The sequence below is a fragment of the Mesorhizobium montanum genome, assembly GCF_033977145.1.
GTDB classification, from domain to species: domain Bacteria; phylum Pseudomonadota; class Alphaproteobacteria; order Rhizobiales; family Rhizobiaceae; genus Mesorhizobium; species Mesorhizobium montanum.
Genome location: NZ_JAVIJF010000014.1, coordinates 82,921 through 100,569, shown reverse-complemented (window position 1 = coordinate 100,569; position 17,649 = coordinate 82,921). Strand labels below are relative to the sequence as shown.

19 protein-coding genes and 2 pseudogenes are annotated in these 17,649 nt (G+C 62.5%); 14 read left to right on the top strand and 7 right to left on the bottom strand.

The window, feature by feature from the left end; all coding sequences use genetic code 11:
* Positions 1–118 precede the first annotated feature (118 nt).
* On the bottom strand, positions 119–1,648 hold the full coding sequence (locus tag RFM68_RS19715) for a putative bifunctional diguanylate cyclase/phosphodiesterase (RefSeq protein WP_320234673.1): 1,530 nt from the start codon (positions 1,646–1,648) through the stop codon (positions 119–121).
* A gap of 306 nt (positions 1,649–1,954) precedes the next feature.
* On the opposite strand from RFM68_RS19715, the pseudogene RFM68_RS19710 reads away from it, so the two are divergent.
* Positions 1,955–2,349, top strand: a pseudogene (locus tag RFM68_RS19710) ((R)-mandelonitrile lyase).
* Positions 2,350–2,414: 65 nt separating this feature from the next.
* Here the strand turns inward: RFM68_RS19710 and RFM68_RS19705 are convergent.
* The gene (locus tag RFM68_RS19705) at positions 2,415–3,617 is read right to left on the bottom strand and encodes a pyridoxal phosphate-dependent aminotransferase (protein WP_320234672.1); all 1,203 of its coding nucleotides are present in this window, start codon (positions 3,615–3,617) and stop codon (positions 2,415–2,417) included.
* A gap of 202 nt (positions 3,618–3,819) precedes the next feature.
* On the opposite strand from RFM68_RS19705, the gene RFM68_RS19700 reads away from it, so the two are divergent.
* The 3 genes from RFM68_RS19700 to RFM68_RS19690 all read left to right on the top strand — a co-directional run bounded on the left by RFM68_RS19700 (position 3,820) and on the right by RFM68_RS19690 (position 6,329).
* Positions 3,820–4,722, top strand: coding sequence for an EAL domain-containing protein (locus tag RFM68_RS19700; RefSeq protein ID WP_320234671.1), 903 nt, complete (start codon positions 3,820–3,822; stop codon positions 4,720–4,722).
* On the top strand, positions 4,719–5,576 hold the full coding sequence (locus RFM68_RS19695) for an EAL domain-containing protein (RefSeq protein ID WP_320234670.1): 858 nt from the start codon (positions 4,719–4,721) through the stop codon (positions 5,574–5,576). Before RFM68_RS19700 ends, RFM68_RS19695 begins: the two co-directional genes overlap by 4 nt.
* Positions 5,577–5,729: 153 nt before the next feature.
* Positions 5,730–6,329, top strand: coding sequence for a glutathione S-transferase family protein (locus RFM68_RS19690; protein ID WP_320234669.1), 600 nt, complete (start codon positions 5,730–5,732; stop codon positions 6,327–6,329).
* A gap of 306 nt (positions 6,330–6,635) precedes the next feature.
* On the opposite strand, the gene RFM68_RS19685 is transcribed toward RFM68_RS19690, so the two are convergent.
* Both RFM68_RS19685 and RFM68_RS19680 read right to left on the bottom strand, forming a co-directional pair.
* Positions 6,636–6,836, bottom strand: a complete 201-nt coding sequence (locus RFM68_RS19685; RefSeq protein WP_320234668.1) for a hypothetical protein — start codon at positions 6,834–6,836, stop codon at positions 6,636–6,638.
* 275 nt (positions 6,837–7,111) lie between these two features.
* Positions 7,112–7,324: a cold-shock protein gene (locus RFM68_RS19680; RefSeq protein WP_320234667.1), complete on the bottom strand. Its 213-nt coding sequence runs from the start codon at positions 7,322–7,324 to the stop codon at positions 7,112–7,114.
* 291 nt (positions 7,325–7,615) lie between these two features.
* Between RFM68_RS19680 and RFM68_RS19675 the strand changes: the two genes are divergently transcribed.
* Entirely contained in the window at positions 7,616–7,942 is a 327-nt protein-coding gene (locus RFM68_RS19675; RefSeq protein WP_320234666.1) for a hypothetical protein, read from the top strand.
* A 49-nt stretch (positions 7,943–7,991) separates the two neighbouring features.
* Here RFM68_RS19675 and RFM68_RS19670 read toward each other — a convergent pair whose 3' ends face one another.
* Positions 7,992–8,561, bottom strand: a complete 570-nt coding sequence (locus RFM68_RS19670) for a methylated-DNA--[protein]-cysteine S-methyltransferase (protein WP_320234665.1) — start codon at positions 8,559–8,561, stop codon at positions 7,992–7,994.
* A 165-nt stretch (positions 8,562–8,726) separates the two neighbouring features.
* Between RFM68_RS19670 and RFM68_RS19665 the strand changes: the two genes are divergently transcribed.
* The 9 genes and pseudogenes from RFM68_RS19665 (at position 8,727) to RFM68_RS19625 (ending at position 16,179) form a co-directional block, all read left to right on the top strand.
* The gene (locus RFM68_RS19665; RefSeq protein WP_320234664.1) at positions 8,727–9,704 is read left to right on the top strand and encodes a transglycosylase SLT domain-containing protein; all 978 of its coding nucleotides are present in this window, start codon (positions 8,727–8,729) and stop codon (positions 9,702–9,704) included.
* Between the two features lie 40 nt (positions 9,705–9,744).
* Positions 9,745–10,242 (top strand): GNAT family N-acetyltransferase, encoded by a 498-nt coding sequence (locus RFM68_RS19660; RefSeq protein ID WP_320234663.1) that lies wholly within the window; start codon positions 9,745–9,747, stop codon positions 10,240–10,242.
* Between the two features lie 234 nt (positions 10,243–10,476).
* Positions 10,477–11,004 (top strand): phage tail protein, encoded by a 528-nt coding sequence (locus RFM68_RS19655; protein ID WP_320234662.1) that lies wholly within the window; start codon positions 10,477–10,479, stop codon positions 11,002–11,004.
* Between the two features lie 113 nt (positions 11,005–11,117).
* Positions 11,118–12,386, top strand: coding sequence for an ABC transporter substrate-binding protein (locus RFM68_RS19650; protein WP_320234661.1), 1,269 nt, complete (start codon positions 11,118–11,120; stop codon positions 12,384–12,386).
* Positions 12,387–12,409: 23 nt separating this feature from the next.
* Positions 12,410–13,324 (top strand): carbohydrate ABC transporter permease, encoded by a 915-nt coding sequence (locus tag RFM68_RS19645; protein ID WP_320234774.1) that lies wholly within the window; start codon positions 12,410–12,412, stop codon positions 13,322–13,324.
* Between the two features lies 1 nt (position 13,325).
* Entirely contained in the window at positions 13,326–14,150 is an 825-nt protein-coding gene (locus tag RFM68_RS19640) for a carbohydrate ABC transporter permease (protein ID WP_320234660.1), read from the top strand.
* A 98-nt stretch (positions 14,151–14,248) separates the two neighbouring features.
* On the top strand, positions 14,249–15,004 hold the full coding sequence (locus tag RFM68_RS19635) for a DUF899 family protein (RefSeq protein ID WP_320234659.1): 756 nt from the start codon (positions 14,249–14,251) through the stop codon (positions 15,002–15,004).
* A 126-nt stretch (positions 15,005–15,130) separates the two neighbouring features.
* Positions 15,131–15,694, top strand: a complete 564-nt coding sequence (locus tag RFM68_RS19630; protein ID WP_320234658.1) for a DUF4142 domain-containing protein — start codon at positions 15,131–15,133, stop codon at positions 15,692–15,694.
* A 92-nt stretch (positions 15,695–15,786) separates the two neighbouring features.
* A pseudogene (locus RFM68_RS19625) lies at positions 15,787–16,179 on the top strand (Rid family hydrolase).
* Positions 16,180–16,236: 57 nt separating this feature from the next.
* Here the strand turns inward: RFM68_RS19625 and RFM68_RS19620 are convergent.
* The gene (locus RFM68_RS19620; RefSeq protein WP_320234657.1) at positions 16,237–16,905 is read right to left on the bottom strand and encodes a hypothetical protein; all 669 of its coding nucleotides are present in this window, start codon (positions 16,903–16,905) and stop codon (positions 16,237–16,239) included.
* Positions 16,847–17,404, bottom strand: coding sequence for a TRM11 family methyltransferase (locus RFM68_RS19615; RefSeq protein ID WP_320234656.1), 558 nt, complete (start codon positions 17,402–17,404; stop codon positions 16,847–16,849). Before RFM68_RS19615 ends, RFM68_RS19620 begins: the two co-directional genes overlap by 59 nt.
* Positions 17,405–17,649: the final 245 nt, after the last annotated feature.

Below are 17,649 nucleotides of genomic sequence, written 5' to 3'. Positions count from 1 at the left end.
GTCGCGGGCGGGGTTTATTCACCCCTGCCCAAGCCATCGTCACACGGGTTTGCCGGGAGGGCAAGAAAAATAGGATATTCGCCGGCTTGGGTTCGTCAGGCCGCCATTTTTTTGTTTGTCAGGCCGTGAGGGCGAGCGGCTCGCGGGCGGCGGCACACAACGCGCTTGCCTTGTCGCGCGGCGCCGGCCTGCCGAAGAAATAGCCCTGGAAGCGGCTGCAGCCGGCCGTTCGGGCAAGGGTGAATTCCTCGGAGGTCTCGACACCTTCGGCGACGATGGTGATGTCCTGGATGCGCGCGATCTGGGCAAGCGCCGAAACGAAGATCTGCGCCACCTGGTCATGGGCGAGGCTGCGGATATAGGAGCGGTCGATCTTGATGCTGTCGATTGGCAGCGACTTCAGATAGTTGAAGCCGCAATGGCCGGTGCCGAAATCGTCGAGCGCGATGTGGAAGCCGAGGCCGCGCAGTGCTTCCAGGCGTCTCAGGACCTCGGGTGTCGCGGCTGTCGCTACCGTCTCGGTGATTTCAATGATGAACCGCGATGCAGACCGTCCGGTTTCGCGCAAGACCCGGTCGCACATCGTCACGATTTCGTCGCGCTTCAGCTGCTCGCCGGAGACGTTGATCGAGATGCGCCGTCCAGCAAAATGCCCGATATCGGCACAGGCGCGCTTGAAAACCCATTCGCCGATCATGTCGATCAGCGTCGAGCGCTCGGCGATCGGGATGAATTCCGCCGGAGAGATCAAGCTGCGCACGGGATGGCGCCAGCGGATCAACCCTTCCAGTGCGTCGACCGAGCCATCGGGATCGACGATCGGCTGGTAATGCAATTCCAGCTCGCCGAGGTAGATTGCGGCGCGCAACTCGCGTTCCACCAGCCGGCGATAGCGTTTGTCCGACAGCATCTCCTCGTCGAACACGGTGACGCGGCCGCGGCCGCCGGCCTTGCTCTCGTAGAGCGCGAGGTCGGCCAGCATCATCAACTCGGTGCCGTTCGAAGCATGCAGTGGCGCAAGCGCGACGCCCACTGAAATTGACAACGGAATGATCTTGCCTTCGTGCCGTTTGCCGGCCCGCATCGCATCCAGCAGCCGTCGCGCGTCCTTGTTGATGGCGGCGACGTCGCCATGCGGAACCATGATGCCGAACTCGTCGCCACCGAGCCGGCCGATGGCGCCATCTTCGAAGATGCGCTGCGCTTCCGCGACCAGATGCGCCAGCGCCAGATCGCCGAACTGATGGCCGAACGTGTCGTTGAGCTGCTTGAAATGATCGAGGTCGATCAAAAGCAGGCTTGCCTGGCGATGGTTGCGCAAACCGCCGAGCCGATCGCGCAGCGCTTCAATGAAATAGCGCCGGCTCATGGCGCCGGTCATGGCATCGACAGTAAGAAAGCGGTGCTTCTCGGCCTCGGCGTCCGCCGCCGATTGCAGGCGCTGGACGACGCTCGAGCGCATATACATCAACACCAGAAGCGCCAGGCACGTCGATGTCGCCGACATCGCCAGCGCGCCGGCGCGCGACGCGTTTTCCGTCAGCGCGAAAGCCGCGAGCCCGGTAGCGGCGATGCTCATCACGAGCAAAGCCTGGATGCCGCGATAGATGCGGCCGCTGTGATCCTTGATAGTCGCCAAGATACTCATGTCCGCGCCCCCACAGCACGCGCCATGGCTAGGACCTCAGCCGTTAAGAAACACTGAGCGCCGCTCCCGCCTCGGCCTATTCCCTCACGATCGGGTGGAGGCGGCGGCTTTATAGTTAAAAAACAACCATTTATGACAATATTCAGACAATCTAATATTGTAGCTTACTTGACGCTTGAGCGCGAAACCGAGGCTTTCGCTCAGCAACAGCCTAAAGCCGGTTGCAACCGCCTCTCTACAGGATGAAACTGCTCCACGAGACGCCACGCGGCCTTTGTCCGACCAACGAGTTCGAGGATTTGAACGATGAACATCATAGCGTGCGGCAGCGTGCCGACGATCGTCGCGCCGGAAACATATTTCACCGGGCGGGTGCTGCAAACGCCGATCATCGAGAAAGAAGCACCAGCGCGGCTTAGAGCGACACTGGTCAGTTTCGAACCCGGCGCGCGAACCCATTGGCACACGCATCCGCTTGGCCAGACGCTCTATGTCACCGCCGGCGCCGGACTGGCCCAGACCTGGGGCGGGCCGCTCCAAACGATCAGGCAGGGGACGTCGTTTCCTTCGCGCCGGGCGAAAAACACTGGCATGGCGCCGGATGGAAAACCGCCATGACCCATGTCGCCATGCAGGAGGCGCTCGACGGCGTCCACGCGGATTGGCTGGAGCAAGTTTCCGACGAACAATATGGCGGCTGATTAGCGCCCAAAAAAACCCGGCGTGATGAAGCCGGGCTTTTCTCATTGGCCGGCCGCGTCGTCGGTCAGGTCAGCGACGCGGTAAAGCGCTGGATGCGCGTGCAGGCTTCCTCAAGCAGGGCGTCCGACGTGGCGTAGGAGATACGGAAGTTCGGTCCGAGACCGAAGGCCGAGCCGAACACCACCGCGACACCTTCGGCCTCCAGCAGTTCGGAGCAGAAGGCCTCGTCATTGTCGATCACCTTGCCCGTCTTGGTCTTCTTGCCGATCAGCTGGGCGCAGGACGGGTAGACGTAGAAGGCGCCTTCCGGCGACGGGCAGGTGATGCCGCGCGCCTGGTTGAGCATCGAGACCACGAGGTCGCGCCGCCCTTGGAAGATCGCTTTGTTCCTGGCGATGAAATCCTGCGAGCCGTTGAGCGCCTCGACGGAAGCCCATTGCGCGATGGTGCAGGCGCCCGAGGTCTGCTGACCCTGGATCATGTCCATCGCCTTGATCAGCGGCACCGGGCCGGCGGCGTAGCCGATACGCCAGCCGGTCATGGCATATGCCTTCGACACGCCGTTCATGGTCAGCGTGCGCTCGTAGAGGCTCGGCTCGACCTCGGCAATGGTCTTGAAGACGAAGTCGCCATAGGTCAGGTGCTCATACATGTCGTCGGTCAGCGTCCAGACATGCGGATGTTTCATCAGGACATCGGCCAGCGCCCGAAGCTCGGCCTCCGTGTAGGCGGCACCCGAGGGGTTGGACGGCGAATTCATCAAAAGCCACTTGGTCTTCGGCGTGATCGCCTTTTCCAGCACCGGCGCCGTCAGCTTGAAGCCGTTGTCGATGGAAGTGTCGGTGAAGACCGACGTGCCGCCGCAGATCGCCACCATTTCGGGATAGCTCACCCAGTAGGGGCGCGGGATGATGACCTCGTCGCCCGGGTTCAGCGTCGCCATGAAGGCGTTGAACAGGATCTGCTTGCCGCCGGTGCCGACGATGGTCTGCTCCGGCCGGTAATCGAGATTGTTCTCGCGCTTGAATTTCTTGGCGATCGCCTCGCGCAGCGGCACGATGCCCGACACCGGCGGATACTTGGTCTCGCCGCGGCGGATCGCGTCGATCGCCGCGTTCTTGATGTTGTCGGGTGTATCGAAATCCGGCTCGCCGGCACCAAGGCCGATCACGTCACGGCCGGCATTTTTCAGCTCTCGCGCTTTCTGCGTCACCGCGATTGTCGCGGATGGCTTAACGCGGGAAAGGGCGTCGGCAAGAAAGGCCATGACAAAATGTCTCCTAGGAAAGCGGTCAGGAGCGGCCGCGGCGCCTCTCATGTCGCAACATGGGCGCGAGCGCAAGCATTGTGCGATGAGCCAGAGGTCAAGGAGGCGTGAGCGGCAACGCTAAATTCATCAACGACCGGTAAACCCTTGGCTGGCAGGATGGCTGATTTGAATTCCGCTGGTTTCGCGGAGCGAGGGATCTTTGTCGCGCAGCATCGGGCTTGCCCACATCATCCATCATGATGACGGCACCGCGACCGGTGTCTGGGGCGTCTATACGCTGCAGAGCGCGTTCCAGCCGATCTTCGCCTTCAACGAGGGTAAGCTTTCGGTTGTCGCCTTCGAGGGATTGATCCGGCCGTTCCGCGATGGCGAGCCGCAGTCGCCGATGACCTTTTTCGGCACCTGTCCGGCCGGCGACCGGCTGCATATCGAGGCGCTGACGCGCACGCTGCATCTGTTGAACGCCGGGGCCTGCCTGCCGGAAGAGGCGTCCATCTTCGTCAATTTCGACCCGTCGGTCTTCACCGATCGCAGCATCGCCGACAAGGCGCTGCGCGACATGCGGCTGGTGCTGCACGAAGCCGGCATCGATCCGCGCCGCATCGTCTGCGAGGTCACCGAGCAGAAGTCGGCTTCGCAGGAAACGCTCTACTCCTTTGTCGAGGCGCTGAGGGCCAATGGTTTCCGCATCGCAGTGGACGACTATGGCGCCGATGAATCGGACATCAACCGGATCAAGGAAATCAAGCCCGACATCGTCAAATTCGATGCGCATTGGATCACCCAGCTGATGGATTCCGGCGCCGGCTTCGCGTTGCTGACGGCGATGGTGCACGGCTTCGAAAACCAGGGCATCCGCACCGTCTTCGAAGGCATCGAGGAAGGCTGGCAGCTGGAGCTTGCCGAGAAGTCCGGCGCCTCCATGGTGCAAGGCTATGTGCTTGCCCGGCCGGAACTTGCGCCTACAAGCTTTCGCGCCTTCGGCAAGGGCGCGCAGCAGGCTGCGGCCGGACAGAGCAAGGCACTGGCCGCCGCAGGCCCGGCTGCCCAGGTGCCGCAGGCGCGGCCGGCGAGGGTGTTCGGGCGCAAGGTCGCGCCATGAGCGGAAAGCCGGAAAGGCGGCGCAATGTCGCCAAGGCGATCTTCGCCGACGAAATCGGCCTCCAGTTCGGCATCTATGGCGAATTCCGGCTGTGGAGCACCTACCAGCCGATTTTCGCGCCGGAGGGCAGGGCGCTCAGGGCTGTTGCCGTCGAGGGGCTGATCGAGCCGCGTCGCGTCGCTCAGCCGGTGGCTCCGTCGATCTTCTTCGACGGCGTTCCCGCGTCCGACCGGCTGTTTGTCGAGACGATGTGCCGGATGCTTCATCTCGGCAATTATCGCAACATCGGCGTCGAGGGACTTACGCTGTTCTTCAACTACAATCCGATGATCAACGATCATCTCGGGCGGGCGCTCGCCGAAATCCGGCTGATGACCAGGCATCTCGGCGATTTCGAACTGGAGCCCGGCCTGCTGGTCTGCGAGATCACTGAACAGGCGGCCGACGATCACGTTCTTACCAGCCTGGTGCGCGAAATGCGGCGCGACGGCATCCGTATCGCCATCGACGATTTCGGCACGGGACATTCGACCGAGGCGCGCATCAATCTGCTGGCGCCGGACATCGTCAAGATCGACGGCGGCTGGTTCGCCGAGCTCTGCCGCCATGGCGCGGCCGAGCGCTTCTTCCGGCCATTGGTGGGGATGCTGCACGAGCGAGGCGCCAAGGTGCTGGTCGAAGGCATAGAGCACGCCCAGCATTTGCGCGTGGCGCTCGAGGGCGGCGTCGATCTGCTGCAGGGTTTCCATCTTGCCCGCCCGGCGCTTGCCGGCACGATCTTCAAGGAAGAACCGCTTTCCATCGACGCTCTGCTCGGCGCCGGCAACGTGGTGCCCCTGCATCAGCGTCGCTGATGCTTGATCCCAAAAGGGCCCATCAGCGTCGCTGATGCTTGATCCCAAAAGACGCATCAGCGTCGCTGATGGGTCTTCTCAAAAACAAATCACTGGATGAGACCCGGCCACGCGCGCTAGAGCCTTTGCGATCGGACGCGCGAGGTAGGTGGCATGATCCTTTACGACATGGTCGACAGCGGCAATTGCTACAAGCCGCGGCTGTTGATGGCCAAGCTCGGCATTCCCTTCACCCGGGTCGAGGTGAACTCGCACACCGGCGAGACACGCAGGCCCGACTACGTCGCCAAGAATCCGAATGCCATGGTGCCGATGCTCGAGCTCGACGACGGCAGGCGCATCGCCGAGAGCAATGCCATCCTGCTTTATCTCGCCGAAGGGACGCGCTTCCTGCCGGGCGGCAGGTATGAACGCGCGCTGGCTTACCAGTGGCTGTTCTTCGAACAATACAGCCATGAGCCCTATATCGCGGTGCGCAAGGCGTTGCTGACCTTCACGGAACGGGCGAAGGACGCCACGCCGGAGCGGCTCGCCGTGACGCTGGAACGCGGCAACAAGGCGCTCGGCGTGATGAACAGGCATCTGGAGCAGAACGAGTTTTTCGCCGGCAACGCCTATAGCGTCGCCGATATCGCGCTATACGCCTATACTCACACCGCCGAGATGGGCGGCTTCCAGCTTGACGCCTTTCCGGCCGTGGCCGCCTGGCTGAAGCGCGTCGAGGCGGACAAGGGACATGTGCCGATCGGGTGAATGGGGTGGTCTGTTTCTACTCCGCGAGCATTTTGCGGCCGCCGAATGCTAGACGCTACTTGATGAGACGATCGTATTCGGCATGGGTGCCGATCCAGATCCAGTCAAAGCCATCAGTGCCTTCCAGGGCCAAGGCCCGATAATTGTCGTCTATCCTCGCGGACCAAAGCGCTCCCACCTTTTTGAAATGGAGGGATGGATGTCGCGGATTGGTCTTCATCAAAGTGAAGTTCTTATTGGCCGTACGGCGAACGGCCTCAGGCAAAGAATTGTATCTTGTCCAAAAGCTAGCGGTGGCTCTGTGCTTCACAGGTCACGCAGTTTGCCGGCGGCTATTTCGGCGCGTGCTTCCGCAACCAGCTTGTTCAGCCGGCCCGCCTTCGCATCGGCTTCGATTTGCTTATCCCACAAATCAGCCTGCAGAGCCTCGAACCAAGCAGCAAAGGCCCTCAACTCCTCGGTGCTGAGTTCGGCGACGGATTTTTCGATCTGTTCAAGCTTGGTCATGCGCGAATGATACCACAATTGGGCTAAAATGGTACCACCGGTGGTACCATTGAACCCAGACGGCAAGTCGCCGGAGATCAGACAACAAAAAAGGCGGGCAATGCCCGCCTTCCTCTGCCGGTAGCCTGATTGGGAGCGTCTGGTCCGGGCTGGCAGCTATCTGCTGTTCCAGCTTGTCGGGTTTCTTCGCTCCGGCGCGCTTCTCGCGCGACCGTCAGTACATCCGTGACTTGCCGCGCGCCCCGAACCTTCGTCCGGCGCGCGCTATCGCCAAATCAGGCTGCCTTGCTCAGAGACCCAGCAGCGGACTTGCCGGTACGGCGGTCCTGCTCGATCTCGAAGTTGATCTTCTGGCCTTCAGCCAGGCTGGTCATGCCAGCGCGCTCAACAGCGGAGATGTGGACGAAAACGTCCGCGCCGCCGTTGTCAGGCTGGATGAAGCCGAAGCCCTTGGTGGCGTTGAACCACTTGACCGTACCAGTTGCCATTTAGAGTGTCCTTCACATTTGCTTTGGTTTGACCGAACCGAGGTCCAGCCGGTGGTATCGAAATTTTGGAGATAGACGTCAGCAAACGCGAAGCATCGCGAGGCCCGATCGATCGGCCAAATTCAATATCGCGGATATAGGATAGTTTGAGCAAGAAAACAAGATGGGTCGGTTGTGGTGCTGTCGGCATGCCGTCCGCATCGCTGGGAATGGAAGCGGCGCATGGACGTTTTGACAGCGGCCGTGCGTTGTGGAGGGATGAGATGCCTTGCCGTTCCAGGGAAAGGAACCATGAAGACCATTCTGCTTGCCGCCTGCTTGCTGCTGGTGGCCGCCGAGGCGCAGGCGGCGTCGCGTTACGATCCGACGCGCATGAGCTGCAACCGGGTGCAGGCGACGATCGCCAGACAGGGCGCCGTCATCCTGCGCTATCAGTCGACACGCGTGCCGGGGCTGCCGCTCTACGACCGCTACGTGCGCGACGAGCGCTTCTGCAACATGGGCGAGATAAGATCACCGGCTTATGTGCCCAGCGCCGACACCGGATCCTGTGCCGTCTATGTCTGCAAGCGGCCGGACTTCGACCATTTCCGCCGGCGATTCCCGCGCCGGCACTGATGGTTCGGGCTGAAGGCGCATTTCGAACGCGCTCATAAGCGCCGCGTCCTCAGAAACCGAACGAGGCCTGCGCGACCGGCGGCGGGCCGACGCGAACGCCTTCCATGGCCAGCATCTTTTCCTTGGTGGCCGAGCCGCCCGGCGCCGAGAAGCCGCCAATCTTGCCGCCGGCTGCCAGGATGCGGTGACACGGAATGACCAGCGGCACCGGGTTGGCGCCGAGCGCCGCGCCCGTTTCGCGCGGAAGGCCGGCATGGCCGGCGCGCTTCGCCAACTCACCATAGGTGGTGGTCTCGCCGAAGCCGAGCTTGCGCGCAGCGTCATAGATGGCCAGGCGAAAATCGTCGACACCGTCGAGATCGACCGGCACGCCGGAGAAGTCGACGTCCTCGCCGGCCGCATAGGCCTTGATCGAGGCAATCAGATCGATCACCCAGGACGGCTGGTCTGTGGAGGTTGAGACGCCGGGGTGGCGAAGCAGCCGGCGCTCGACCGCTTCGCGGCTGCGCTCGGGCAGGCAAAGCCGGATCAGGCCCTTCTCGCTCCAGGCGATGCCCATGAAGCCGATCACTGTTTCTAACACTGCGTGGCCGGCCGTGATCCGAGATGTGGGTTTCATGACGTATTCCTTCCGCAAAACAGCGAAAAACGAGTACATATCCGGAACAATATGGCACTTCGGCCCTGTTGTCGCCACCCGAAAACCGCCGGGCGGCCCCGATTGCCGGGTGTGAATCGCTGGTGTAAGGACTTCTTAACAACCGACAAACCGGACCCGCACGGCTTGCCAGCTAAAGTCATCATCACCGCGATCGGCGTGCTCATTGCAGCAGCCGGTCTCAGCGGTTGCACCTCGACCTCGCAGATGAAGGCCGCGCCCGCGCTTGCGGAGGCCTCGAAGCCTGCCGTCGCCGACGACACGCCGACCATCGCGCTGCCGGAAACAGTGGCCATCTTGCCGGAGCCTTCCGGCCTTGCGCAGGTGCAGACCGCGGCGTTGACCGGCGATGCCGTCGCCATGGCAACGACGCCAGATGTTGCGGCGACGCCTGGCGCGCTTTTGCCGCCACCTGTCCAGCCCGGCGCGCCGCAGTCCGGCGTGGCGTTGGCGCAGCCTGTGGCTTTCGCCGGTTCGACGCCGGTCGCCGGCCAGTTCCCGCCGCCGCCGGCGCTGACGGCCGGCAGCTCGCCGACCGGTGCGGGGTCCATCAGCCGAGCGGCGGTCTATACGACCGCGAGCGTCGCCATGCCGGTCACCGGCCGGTCGGCGAAGATCGCCCCGATGCCCGGTGTCCAGCAGGTCGCCTATATGGTGCCGGAAAATCCGGCGTTGCTTGCAGCACCCGGCCAGCCCGAGCAGCACGCCAGCGGCCCGCGCGGCGAGATCGAGCGGCTGATCGAGAAATATTCGGCGATCTACGAAGTGCCGGTCGACCTGGTGCGCCATGTCGTCAACCGCGAGAGCACCTTCAACCCGAAAGCCTTCAATCACGGACATTGGGGGCTGATGCAGATCAAGCACGCGACGGCGCGCGGCATGGGCTATGACGGGCCGGCGACCGGCCTGTTCGACGCCGAGACCAATCTCAAATACGCAGTGAAGTATCTGCGCGGTGCCTGGCTGGTTTCGGGCGGCAACGCCAAGCGCGCCGACATGCTCTACCAGACCGGCTATTACTACGACGCCAAGCGCAAGGGCCTGCTCGAGGCGACGGGCCTCGGCTTCGACCGCAAGCGGCACCGCCTGCCGCCCGACGCCTGAGCGGACTGTCCAGTCCCGCGCGGCGTTTCGAGACAGCGCCATGCATGAAAACAAAGCGCCCCGCCCGCCGGCTCCCAACGACATCCGCCTGCGCAGGGTGCTCGACGGCGCGCTGGCCGCGCCTCATTGGCCCGAGGGCTTCGTCATGCGCGTGTTCGAACACCGGGATGCGCCAGCCCTGCACGCGCTGCTGGAAGAGGTGTTCGACGACGGCACCGACGGGCCGCTCGACGAATGGTGGCCGCGCATCGCCGGCGATGCCGAATTCGATCCGGCTCTCTGTTTCCTGGCGGTCGACGGCAAGGGCTTGCTGGCGGCTGCGGCGCTCTGCTGGGCGTCCGGTTTCGTCAAAGACCTCGCCGTCCATCCGGAGTCCAGAAGGCAGGGCATTGGCGAGGCGTTGATGCGGCACGTGTTCCTGACCTTCCGCGAGCGCGGGGCAGCCCATGTCGATCTCAAGACCAATACGGTGAAGAACGCCGCGGCCTTCAGGCTCTACGAGCGGCTCGGCATGATCCCGTTCGGCTGGGAGGGTTGAGGCCTGCAGGATGCCGCAACCAGCTGCCCGCAGGCATTGTGAACTCCTTCACATAGGCTGACGTTAGGGCATGCTAATTCGTCGTCGTGCCGGGCGGCCGATCGGCGGATCGACGCGGGCAAGGCGTCGGAGGAGGCTGTGCCGGCATGCGTCAGCCACTCCCAGGCGGGCTCCGGGGCGGGGGTTTCGGAGCCCGTCCGCTTTTCGCGCGAAGTGAGGTGGAGGAGATCTGGCATGGCCCCGTTCACCGTCAACCCGCAGCGTTTCGACCCCTACAAGAACTACCGGTTCCGGCTGAAATGGGACGGCAGATATGTTGCCGGCATTTCGCGCATCAGCGGGTTGAAGCGCACCACCGAAGTGGTCGAGCATCGTGACGGTGGCGCCGCCGGCAACACGCGCAAATCGCCCGGCATCACCCGCTTCGAGCCGATCACGATCGAGCGCGGCGTGACCCACGATCTGGAATTCGAGCGCTGGGCTAGCAAGGTGTGGGATCTGCACACAGGCGTCGGTGCGGAAGTTTCGCTGAAGGATTTCCGCAAGGACGTCATCCTCGAATTCCTCAACGAGGCCGGGCAAGTGGCGCTTGTCTATAGGATCTATCGCTGCTGGCCGTCCGAAGTGCAGATGCTGCCGGAACTCGACGCCAACGCCAATGCGGTGGCGATCCAGTCGATGAAGCTGGAAAATGAAGGCTGGGAGCGGGATACCGGCGTGGTCGAGCCGACCGAGGCCGGCTTCACCGACCCGCCGGCCTGACCAACCCGGACAAGCGCGGGGAACCCTAAGCGCCGCCGCGCATTCATCGCAGGGGCCTTGATGAGCCGCGACGCGTCGCGTCGCCGGTCGCGCAGGGAGGTCCGCAAAACTCCGTGAAACTTGTTCCTGCATTGCTGGCACTTGCGGCCGGCGTCCTGCTTGCCGCCGGTCCGGCGCGCGCGGTGGAGCTGTCGATCGTGTCGGGCGATACCGGCAACGGCATCAAGGTGCTGCGCGAGATACTCGATCGCTACGAGAAGAAAAGCGGCAACAAGGTCGACATCGTCGTCATCCCGCCTTCGACCACCGACCAGTTCGGGCAATACCGGCTTTGGCTTGCCGCCGGCAGCAGCGACATCGACGTCTATCAGACCGATGTCATCTGGGCGCCGCAGCTTGCCAGCCAACTCGTCGACCTGACGGAGGCGACCAAGGACGTGGCGGGCGAGCATTTCCCGTCGATCATCAAGTCGCAGACGGTCAACGGCAGGCTGGTCGCCTTGCCGATCTTCACCGACGCGCCGGCGCTCTATTACCGCAAGGACCTCCTCGACAAATACGGTGCCAAGGTGCCGACCACCTGGAAGGAGCTGCAAGACACCGCCAGGCTGGTCATGGACAAGGAGCGGGCGGCCGGCAACAAGGACATCTGGGGCTTTGTCTTCCAGGGCAATGCCTATGAGGGGCTGACCTGCAACGCGCTCGAATGGGTGATGTCGAATGGCGGCGGCGAGATCATCGAGCCGGACGGCGCAATCTCCATCAACAACCCGCAAGCGGCCGCGGCGCTCGACATGGTCAAGGGCTGGATCGGCACCATCGCGCCGCCGGGCGTGCTCGCCTACCAGGAGGAGGAATCGCGCGGTGTCTGGCAGACCGGCAATGCGGTCTTCATGCGCAACTGGCCCTATGCCTATGCGCTCGGCAACAGCGAGAATTCGCCGATCAAGGGCAAGTTCGACGTGGCGCCGCTGCCGGCAGGCACCGGCGAAGGCGACAAGCCGGCGGCGACGCTCGGCGGCTGGAACCTTGCCGTCTCCAAATATTCGAAACACCCGGACGACGCGATCGAGCTGGTCAAGTTCATCGCGTCGCGCGAGATGCAGAAATACCGGACGCTGAAGACGTCCAACCTGCCGACCATCGCAGCACTTTACGACGACCCCGACATAGCCAGGCAGCAGCCGATCGTGCCGCGCTGGAAGCAGATCTTCCTCAACGCGCAGCCGCGGCCCTCAGCAACCGCCAGGATCAAATACAACGAGGCCTCCAGCCTGTTCTGGACGGCCGTGCACAACACGATCTCCGGCCAAGGCAGCGCCTCCGACAATCTGGCCGATCTCGAGGCGAGGCTGACCAGGCTGAAAGGCAAGGGGTGGTGACCGCGACACGGCGATCGCCGCTGATGCGCCGGCGCGTGCGCACGGCATGGCTGTTTCTCGCGCCGATGCTTTTCGTGCTCGCCGCCGTTGCCGGCTGGCCGTTCCTGCGCACGATCTATTACAGCTTCACCGACGCTTCGCTCGCCGATCTCGACGCCCGGCAATGGGTCGGCTTCGACAATTATTTCTCGGTGCTGCGCATGCCGAGCGGCCGGGTGCTCTATGACGGGTTGCTCGTCGATCCGGTCTGGTGGCGCGCGGTGTGGAACACGGTGCGCTTCGCCGTGGTGTCAGTGGCGTGCGAGACGGTGCTGGGCATGGTCGTTGCGCTGGCGCTCAATGCCGAATTCCCAGGGCGCGGCATCGTGCGGGCCGCGATCCTCATTCCCTGGGCGATCCCGACCATCGTCTCGGCCAAGATGTGGCAATGGATGCTCAACGACCAGTTCGGCATCATCAATGTCGTGCTTCTCAATCTCGGCCTGATCCACGCCAAGATCGCCTGGACCGCCAGCGCCGACACCGCGATGATCGCCGTGCTGATCGTCGATATCTGGAAGACGACGCCGTTCATGGCGCTGCTGATCCTGGCCGCCTTGCAGATGCTGCCGCGCGAGATCATCGAAGTGGCCAGGCTCGACGGCGCCAGCCCATGGCAGGTCTTCCGCTGGGTGACGCTGCCGCTCATCCGCCCGGCGGTGATGGTGGCGGTGATCTTCCGCGCCCTCGACGCGCTGCGCATCTTCGACCTGATTTACGTGCTGACGCCCAACAATGTCGGGACCAAGTCGATGTCTGTCTTCGCGCGCGAGAACCTGTTCGAGTTCGACAAGTTCGCCTATGGCTCGGCCGCCTCGACGCTGCTTTTCCTCATCATCGGCATGCTCACCATCGCCTATATCCGCATCGGCCGGCTGAGCCTGGATGGAGGCCGCTGACATGAGGGTGCTGAAGCGCGCCGCCTTCTATCTCCTGCTTCTGGCGATCGTCTTTGTCGCGGTCTTTCCGTTCTACTACGCCATCGTCACGAGCCTGAAATCGGGAACCGAGCTGTTCCAGGCAGGCCTGTGGCCGGAAACGTTCAGCCTCGCCAATTACCGCAACGTGCTGACCGAAGGCCCCTTCCTGCGCAATCTCGTCAATTCGCTCATCGTCTCCGGCGCGGTCGTCGCGGTCTCGCTGCTGCTCGGCGTCACCGCGGCCTACGCGCTGGCGCGCATCCGTTTCCGCGGGCGCTCGGTGCTGATGCTCGCCATCCTGTCGGTGTCGATGTTTCCTCAGGTCGCCGCGCTTGCCGGGCTGTTCGAGATCATCCGGGCGCTGCATCTCTACAATTCGCTGTTGGCGCTCATCCTGTCCTACATGATCTTCACGCTGCCGTTCACGATCTGGGTGCTCACCACTTTCGTGCGCGACCTGCCGGTCGAGATCGAGGAGGCGGCGATCCTCGACGGCGCCGGGCCATGGATCATCGTCACGCGCGTCTTCCTGCCGCTGATGTGGCCGGCGCTCGCCACCACCGGGCTGCTTGCCTTTATCAGCGCCTGGAACGAGTTCCTGTTTGCGCTGACCTTCACCTCCACCAACACGCAGCGCACCGTGCCGGTGGCGATTGCGCTGCTGTCGGGCAATTCGCAGTTCGAGATACCCTGGGGCAACATCATGGCCGCCTCGGTGATCGTCACCGTGCCGCTGGTGATGCTGGTGCTGGTCTTCCAGCGCAGGATCGTCTCGGGTCTCACGGCTGGCGGAGTGAAGGGCTAGACGCGAAAAAGTAGCCGGAAGGCGTGTGCCGAAATGTCGGACCAGGTCGCGGCGAGGCGTCCTTGGATCGTAGAGCAACTAAGGCCAAGGAGACGATCATGATCACCTTTCCCAATGAATCCGCCAAATACCGCACCGCGCGCGAAAAGCTGCTGCGCAAGGAAATCGAGCTGCGCTTCGCCATGGAGGCGGTGGCTGAAGCAAGACGCGCCTTGCCGCAGGGCGGGCTGGTGCCGCAGGATTATGTGTTCGATGGGCTGGACGACACGGGCCGGCCGTCGAAGGTGAGATTGTCGGAGCTGTTCGCTCCGGGCAAGGACTCGCTGATCCTCTACCAGATGATGTTCCCGCGCCATCCGCGGGAGACGCGCGACGTCGCGACGGGCGGCGAGACGGCGAAGCTTGCCCGGCAGGATCAGCCATGCCCGTCCTGCACCGCGCTGCTCGACCAGTTCGACGGTGCGATCGGGCATCTCGAAGCGGCCGGCATCAACTTCGCCGTGGTGGCGAAGACCGCGCTCGACAATCTGACGGCGCTCTGCCGCGACCGCCGCTGGAAAAACATGCGGCTCGTCTCCTCGGCCGGCAACGCTTTCAAGCGCGACTACAATTCCGAAACGGCCGACGGCGCGCAGATACCGCTGCTTTCGGTGTTCCATCGGGACGGTGACGGCATCCGCCATTTCTGGTCGTCGGAGCTCGGCTTCGCGCCGACCGAACCCGGCCAGGATCCGCGCGCGATCGGCACCTGCGAGATCTTGTGGAACCTGATGGATTTCACGCCGGAAGGCCGGCCCGACTGGCACGAGCAGTTGCAATATGCCGGGCATGGTGCCGGCGCGCACTGCCACTGATGGCGATGCGGGCGCCCGGCCCGCGCGCTTCTTTTCAGGCAAGCTCTCAGGCAACCTTTTCAGGCAACCCGGGGGCCGGTGCCGCGTTGGGGATGGCAGAGGGGCTGTTTCGGATCGGAGATTGAGATGAAAACGCTGCTGCCCCTGGTCGCCGTCGCGCTGTTTGCCGGCGCGCCGGCTGCTCTCGCCCAATCGGACGACACCAATACAGACGCGGTGGGACCGATGGTGACCGACAACAAGGTCGATACCCAGACCTTCGTCGCGACGGTGCCCGGCGCCAATGAGTTCGAGATCCAGTCGAGCAAGCTGGCGCAGCAGAAATCGGCGTCGGCCGACGTCAAGGCCTTCGCCGCGCAGATGATCAAGGATCACACCAAGGCTGGCGAGGACTTCAAGGCGGCGCTGAGCCAGGGCCAGACCACCGCGTCGATCAAGCCCGCCGGCCCGGCGCTGCAGCCCAAGGAGCAGCAGATGCTCGGTGAGTTGAAGGCTGCCACCGGCAAGGAATTCGACGCCAAATACATCAAGATGCAGACCGACGCGCATAAGGATGCGGTCGCGCTGTTTTCCACCTATGCCAATTCCGGCGACGACCCGACGATGAAGGAGTTCGCCAAGAAGACGCTGCCGGTGCTGAAGATGCACGAGAAGCATGCGAAGGAACTGGCCGTCGCGCATCAGGGGTGACTTGCCTTCTCCCACAAGGGGAGAAGGAAGAATGCCCGCTGGCGTTCCGCCCGCGCCGCGACAAGCTTCCTCGCACACAAGCGAGGATTGCCATGGACAAGGAAGTCATCGAGGTGCCGGTGATGTCGGCCAAGGTGCGGGCGCTCGGCCTGCCGTGCTCGACGGCTGTGAGGGCCAACGGCTTCGTGTTCGTCTCGGCGACGCCGCCGGTGGACATGGTGACCGGCGAGATGGTGCGCGGCGACATCGAGGTCTAGACATAGGCGTCGCTGAAGGCGCTGAAACACTGCCTGGAAGCTGCCGGCACCTCGATGGACAAGGTGGTGATGGTGCGCATCTACGCCGTCAATTCCGGCTTCTACAACGCGATAAACAGGGTGTATGCCCGGTATTTCAGCGAGAACCCGCCGGCGCGGAGTTTCGTGCCGGTGGCGTCGTGGCCGATGGAGTTTGATATCGAGATCGAGTGCGTGGCGGTGGCGTGAGGGCGCGTCCTGTTCGGCGCAACGAGTTGATCTCGGTAGGGCCGCACTCCGCCATGCTTATTGAGAAATGATCTCGAACAATCGGCTTCTGAAATAGGCGTTCACAGTTTCGACTTCGCTCAAGATTGGCATGCCGAAATGGTCGTCAAGCTCCGCACCGATTAAGCCAAGGGGCGCGGGAATTGACCTAATGCCATAGTAAAACACAATATGTGCTCTGCTATCGGTTGCCGGGAACCCGCGCTGACGACAATGATCTCGGAGGAGTATCTTCGAAAGAAGCGCTTCTCGCTTCATCGAGCGCTGTTTCCCAGCGTCGAAGTGACCATTACCCCGCTTAATTTCGTAGCTTGAGACGACACCCGTGTCGTTGTCGAACACCACAGCATCTAACTGTATGCGATTGCTGCCGGCCGCATCGCCTATGTAAGGCAGATGAGTACTATCCAGCGAACTTGGGTTGTTTTGAGCGGCGGCAACTGTAATGGCTGCTTGGTCGTGGATGCCGAACAGATCGACACGCCAAACAGTGTATCTCGGATTCGCCTTTAGACACTCGACGATGGCTTGTTCAATGATTGAGCCATGTCGCTTATAGGCAGAACTCAGAACGCTGACGACTCTGGAAAATAGTGTTCCTGCAATGGGATCCGGCCGAAATTCAGTGTCAACCAGCGACGCTATCGTCGTATCTACGTTTGGCTTCACTATATCTAGCAGGGACATTGAATCCAAATAAATCCGACTGCGCCTGACGTGATGACATGCGGCCTGGCGGCAAGTCATAATCTAATTTGGTTTCCAATTTCTTCCTGCAAGGAGGAATCCACATAGCCCTTGTATTCGAGGTTCCTTCGGTCAGCCAAACAAACCACGCGTAGCCAGTCGCTGTCGACGCCTTCGGGTCTAGCCTTCCTTTCACCATTGGTACGCGCTCGACAAATTGAGCAAAAATCGCTGGAGGCGTGGGTTGAAAAAGCCTTTCGTAGCGACCGACGCTCTCCATAAAAACAGTCCTGGCGAGAATAGCTACGCCGCGTCGGGCAACGGAAAGCGCACGCGCCACAAACTCTTCCGCCAAGTTGAAGGGAGGGTTGGTTATGACCCAATCGAACGATGCGACCCCTAGGGGAATCTTCAAGAAGTCGCCTTCACTCGCATAGCCATACGGATAAATATCCGACGCACTAGTCTCATGAAAATATTCACGAAGAACCTTATCCATGTGACCAGCGCCACAAGCCGGTTCTAGACACGTCATCCCCTTTGAAACCGATCGTTCGGGTAGGACATGTTCTAGAAGGGCCCGCGTCGCCCAAGGGGGCGTCGGGAAATCATCCCTGCTGTCCTTGGCCTCGGAACGCTGCGCCATCACCGCGTGAGATCGGTTTTGCATTTCGAATCACCCCTGCGAATCAGTTGCAGAGATTATGACCGTTGGAAGCTCCGGAACAAAGTGGGAACACGGTC

Excerpts from the sequence above, each read along its gene's own strand:
- RFM68_RS19655 (WP_320234662.1), top strand. The coding sequence starts at position 10,477 with ATGGCCCCGTTCACCGTCAACCCGCAGCGTTTCGACCCCTACAAGAAC.
- RFM68_RS19670 (WP_320234665.1), bottom strand. The coding sequence starts at position 8,561 with ATGAAACCCACATCTCGGATCACGGCCGGCCACGCAGTGTTAGAAACA.
- RFM68_RS19715 (WP_320234673.1), bottom strand. The coding sequence starts at position 1,648 with ATGAGTATCTTGGCGACTATCAAGGATCACAGCGGCCGCATCTATCGC.
- RFM68_RS19660 (WP_320234663.1), top strand. The coding sequence starts at position 9,745 with ATGCATGAAAACAAAGCGCCCCGCCCGCCGGCTCCCAACGACATCCGC.
- RFM68_RS19685 (WP_320234668.1), bottom strand. The coding sequence starts at position 6,836 with ATGACCAAGCTTGAACAGATCGAAAAATCCGTCGCCGAACTCAGCACC.
- RFM68_RS19690 (WP_320234669.1), top strand. The coding sequence starts at position 5,730 with ATGATCCTTTACGACATGGTCGACAGCGGCAATTGCTACAAGCCGCGG.
- RFM68_RS19615 (WP_320234656.1), bottom strand. The coding sequence starts at position 17,404 with ATGGATAAGGTTCTTCGTGAATATTTTCATGAGACTAGTGCGTCGGAT.
- RFM68_RS19630 (WP_320234658.1), top strand. The coding sequence starts at position 15,131 with ATGAAAACGCTGCTGCCCCTGGTCGCCGTCGCGCTGTTTGCCGGCGCG.
- RFM68_RS19680 (WP_320234667.1), bottom strand. The coding sequence starts at position 7,324 with ATGGCAACTGGTACGGTCAAGTGGTTCAACGCCACCAAGGGCTTCGGC.
- RFM68_RS19695 (WP_320234670.1), top strand. The coding sequence starts at position 4,719 with ATGAGCGGAAAGCCGGAAAGGCGGCGCAATGTCGCCAAGGCGATCTTC.
- RFM68_RS19675 (WP_320234666.1), top strand. The coding sequence starts at position 7,616 with ATGAAGACCATTCTGCTTGCCGCCTGCTTGCTGCTGGTGGCCGCCGAG.
- RFM68_RS19635 (WP_320234659.1), top strand. The coding sequence starts at position 14,249 with ATGATCACCTTTCCCAATGAATCCGCCAAATACCGCACCGCGCGCGAA.
- RFM68_RS19645 (WP_320234774.1), top strand. The coding sequence starts at position 12,410 with ATGCGCCGGCGCGTGCGCACGGCATGGCTGTTTCTCGCGCCGATGCTT.
- RFM68_RS19705 (WP_320234672.1), bottom strand. The coding sequence starts at position 3,617 with ATGGCCTTTCTTGCCGACGCCCTTTCCCGCGTTAAGCCATCCGCGACA.
- RFM68_RS19640 (WP_320234660.1), top strand. The coding sequence starts at position 13,326 with ATGAGGGTGCTGAAGCGCGCCGCCTTCTATCTCCTGCTTCTGGCGATC.
- RFM68_RS19620 (WP_320234657.1), bottom strand. The coding sequence starts at position 16,905 with ATGTCCCTGCTAGATATAGTGAAGCCAAACGTAGATACGACGATAGCG.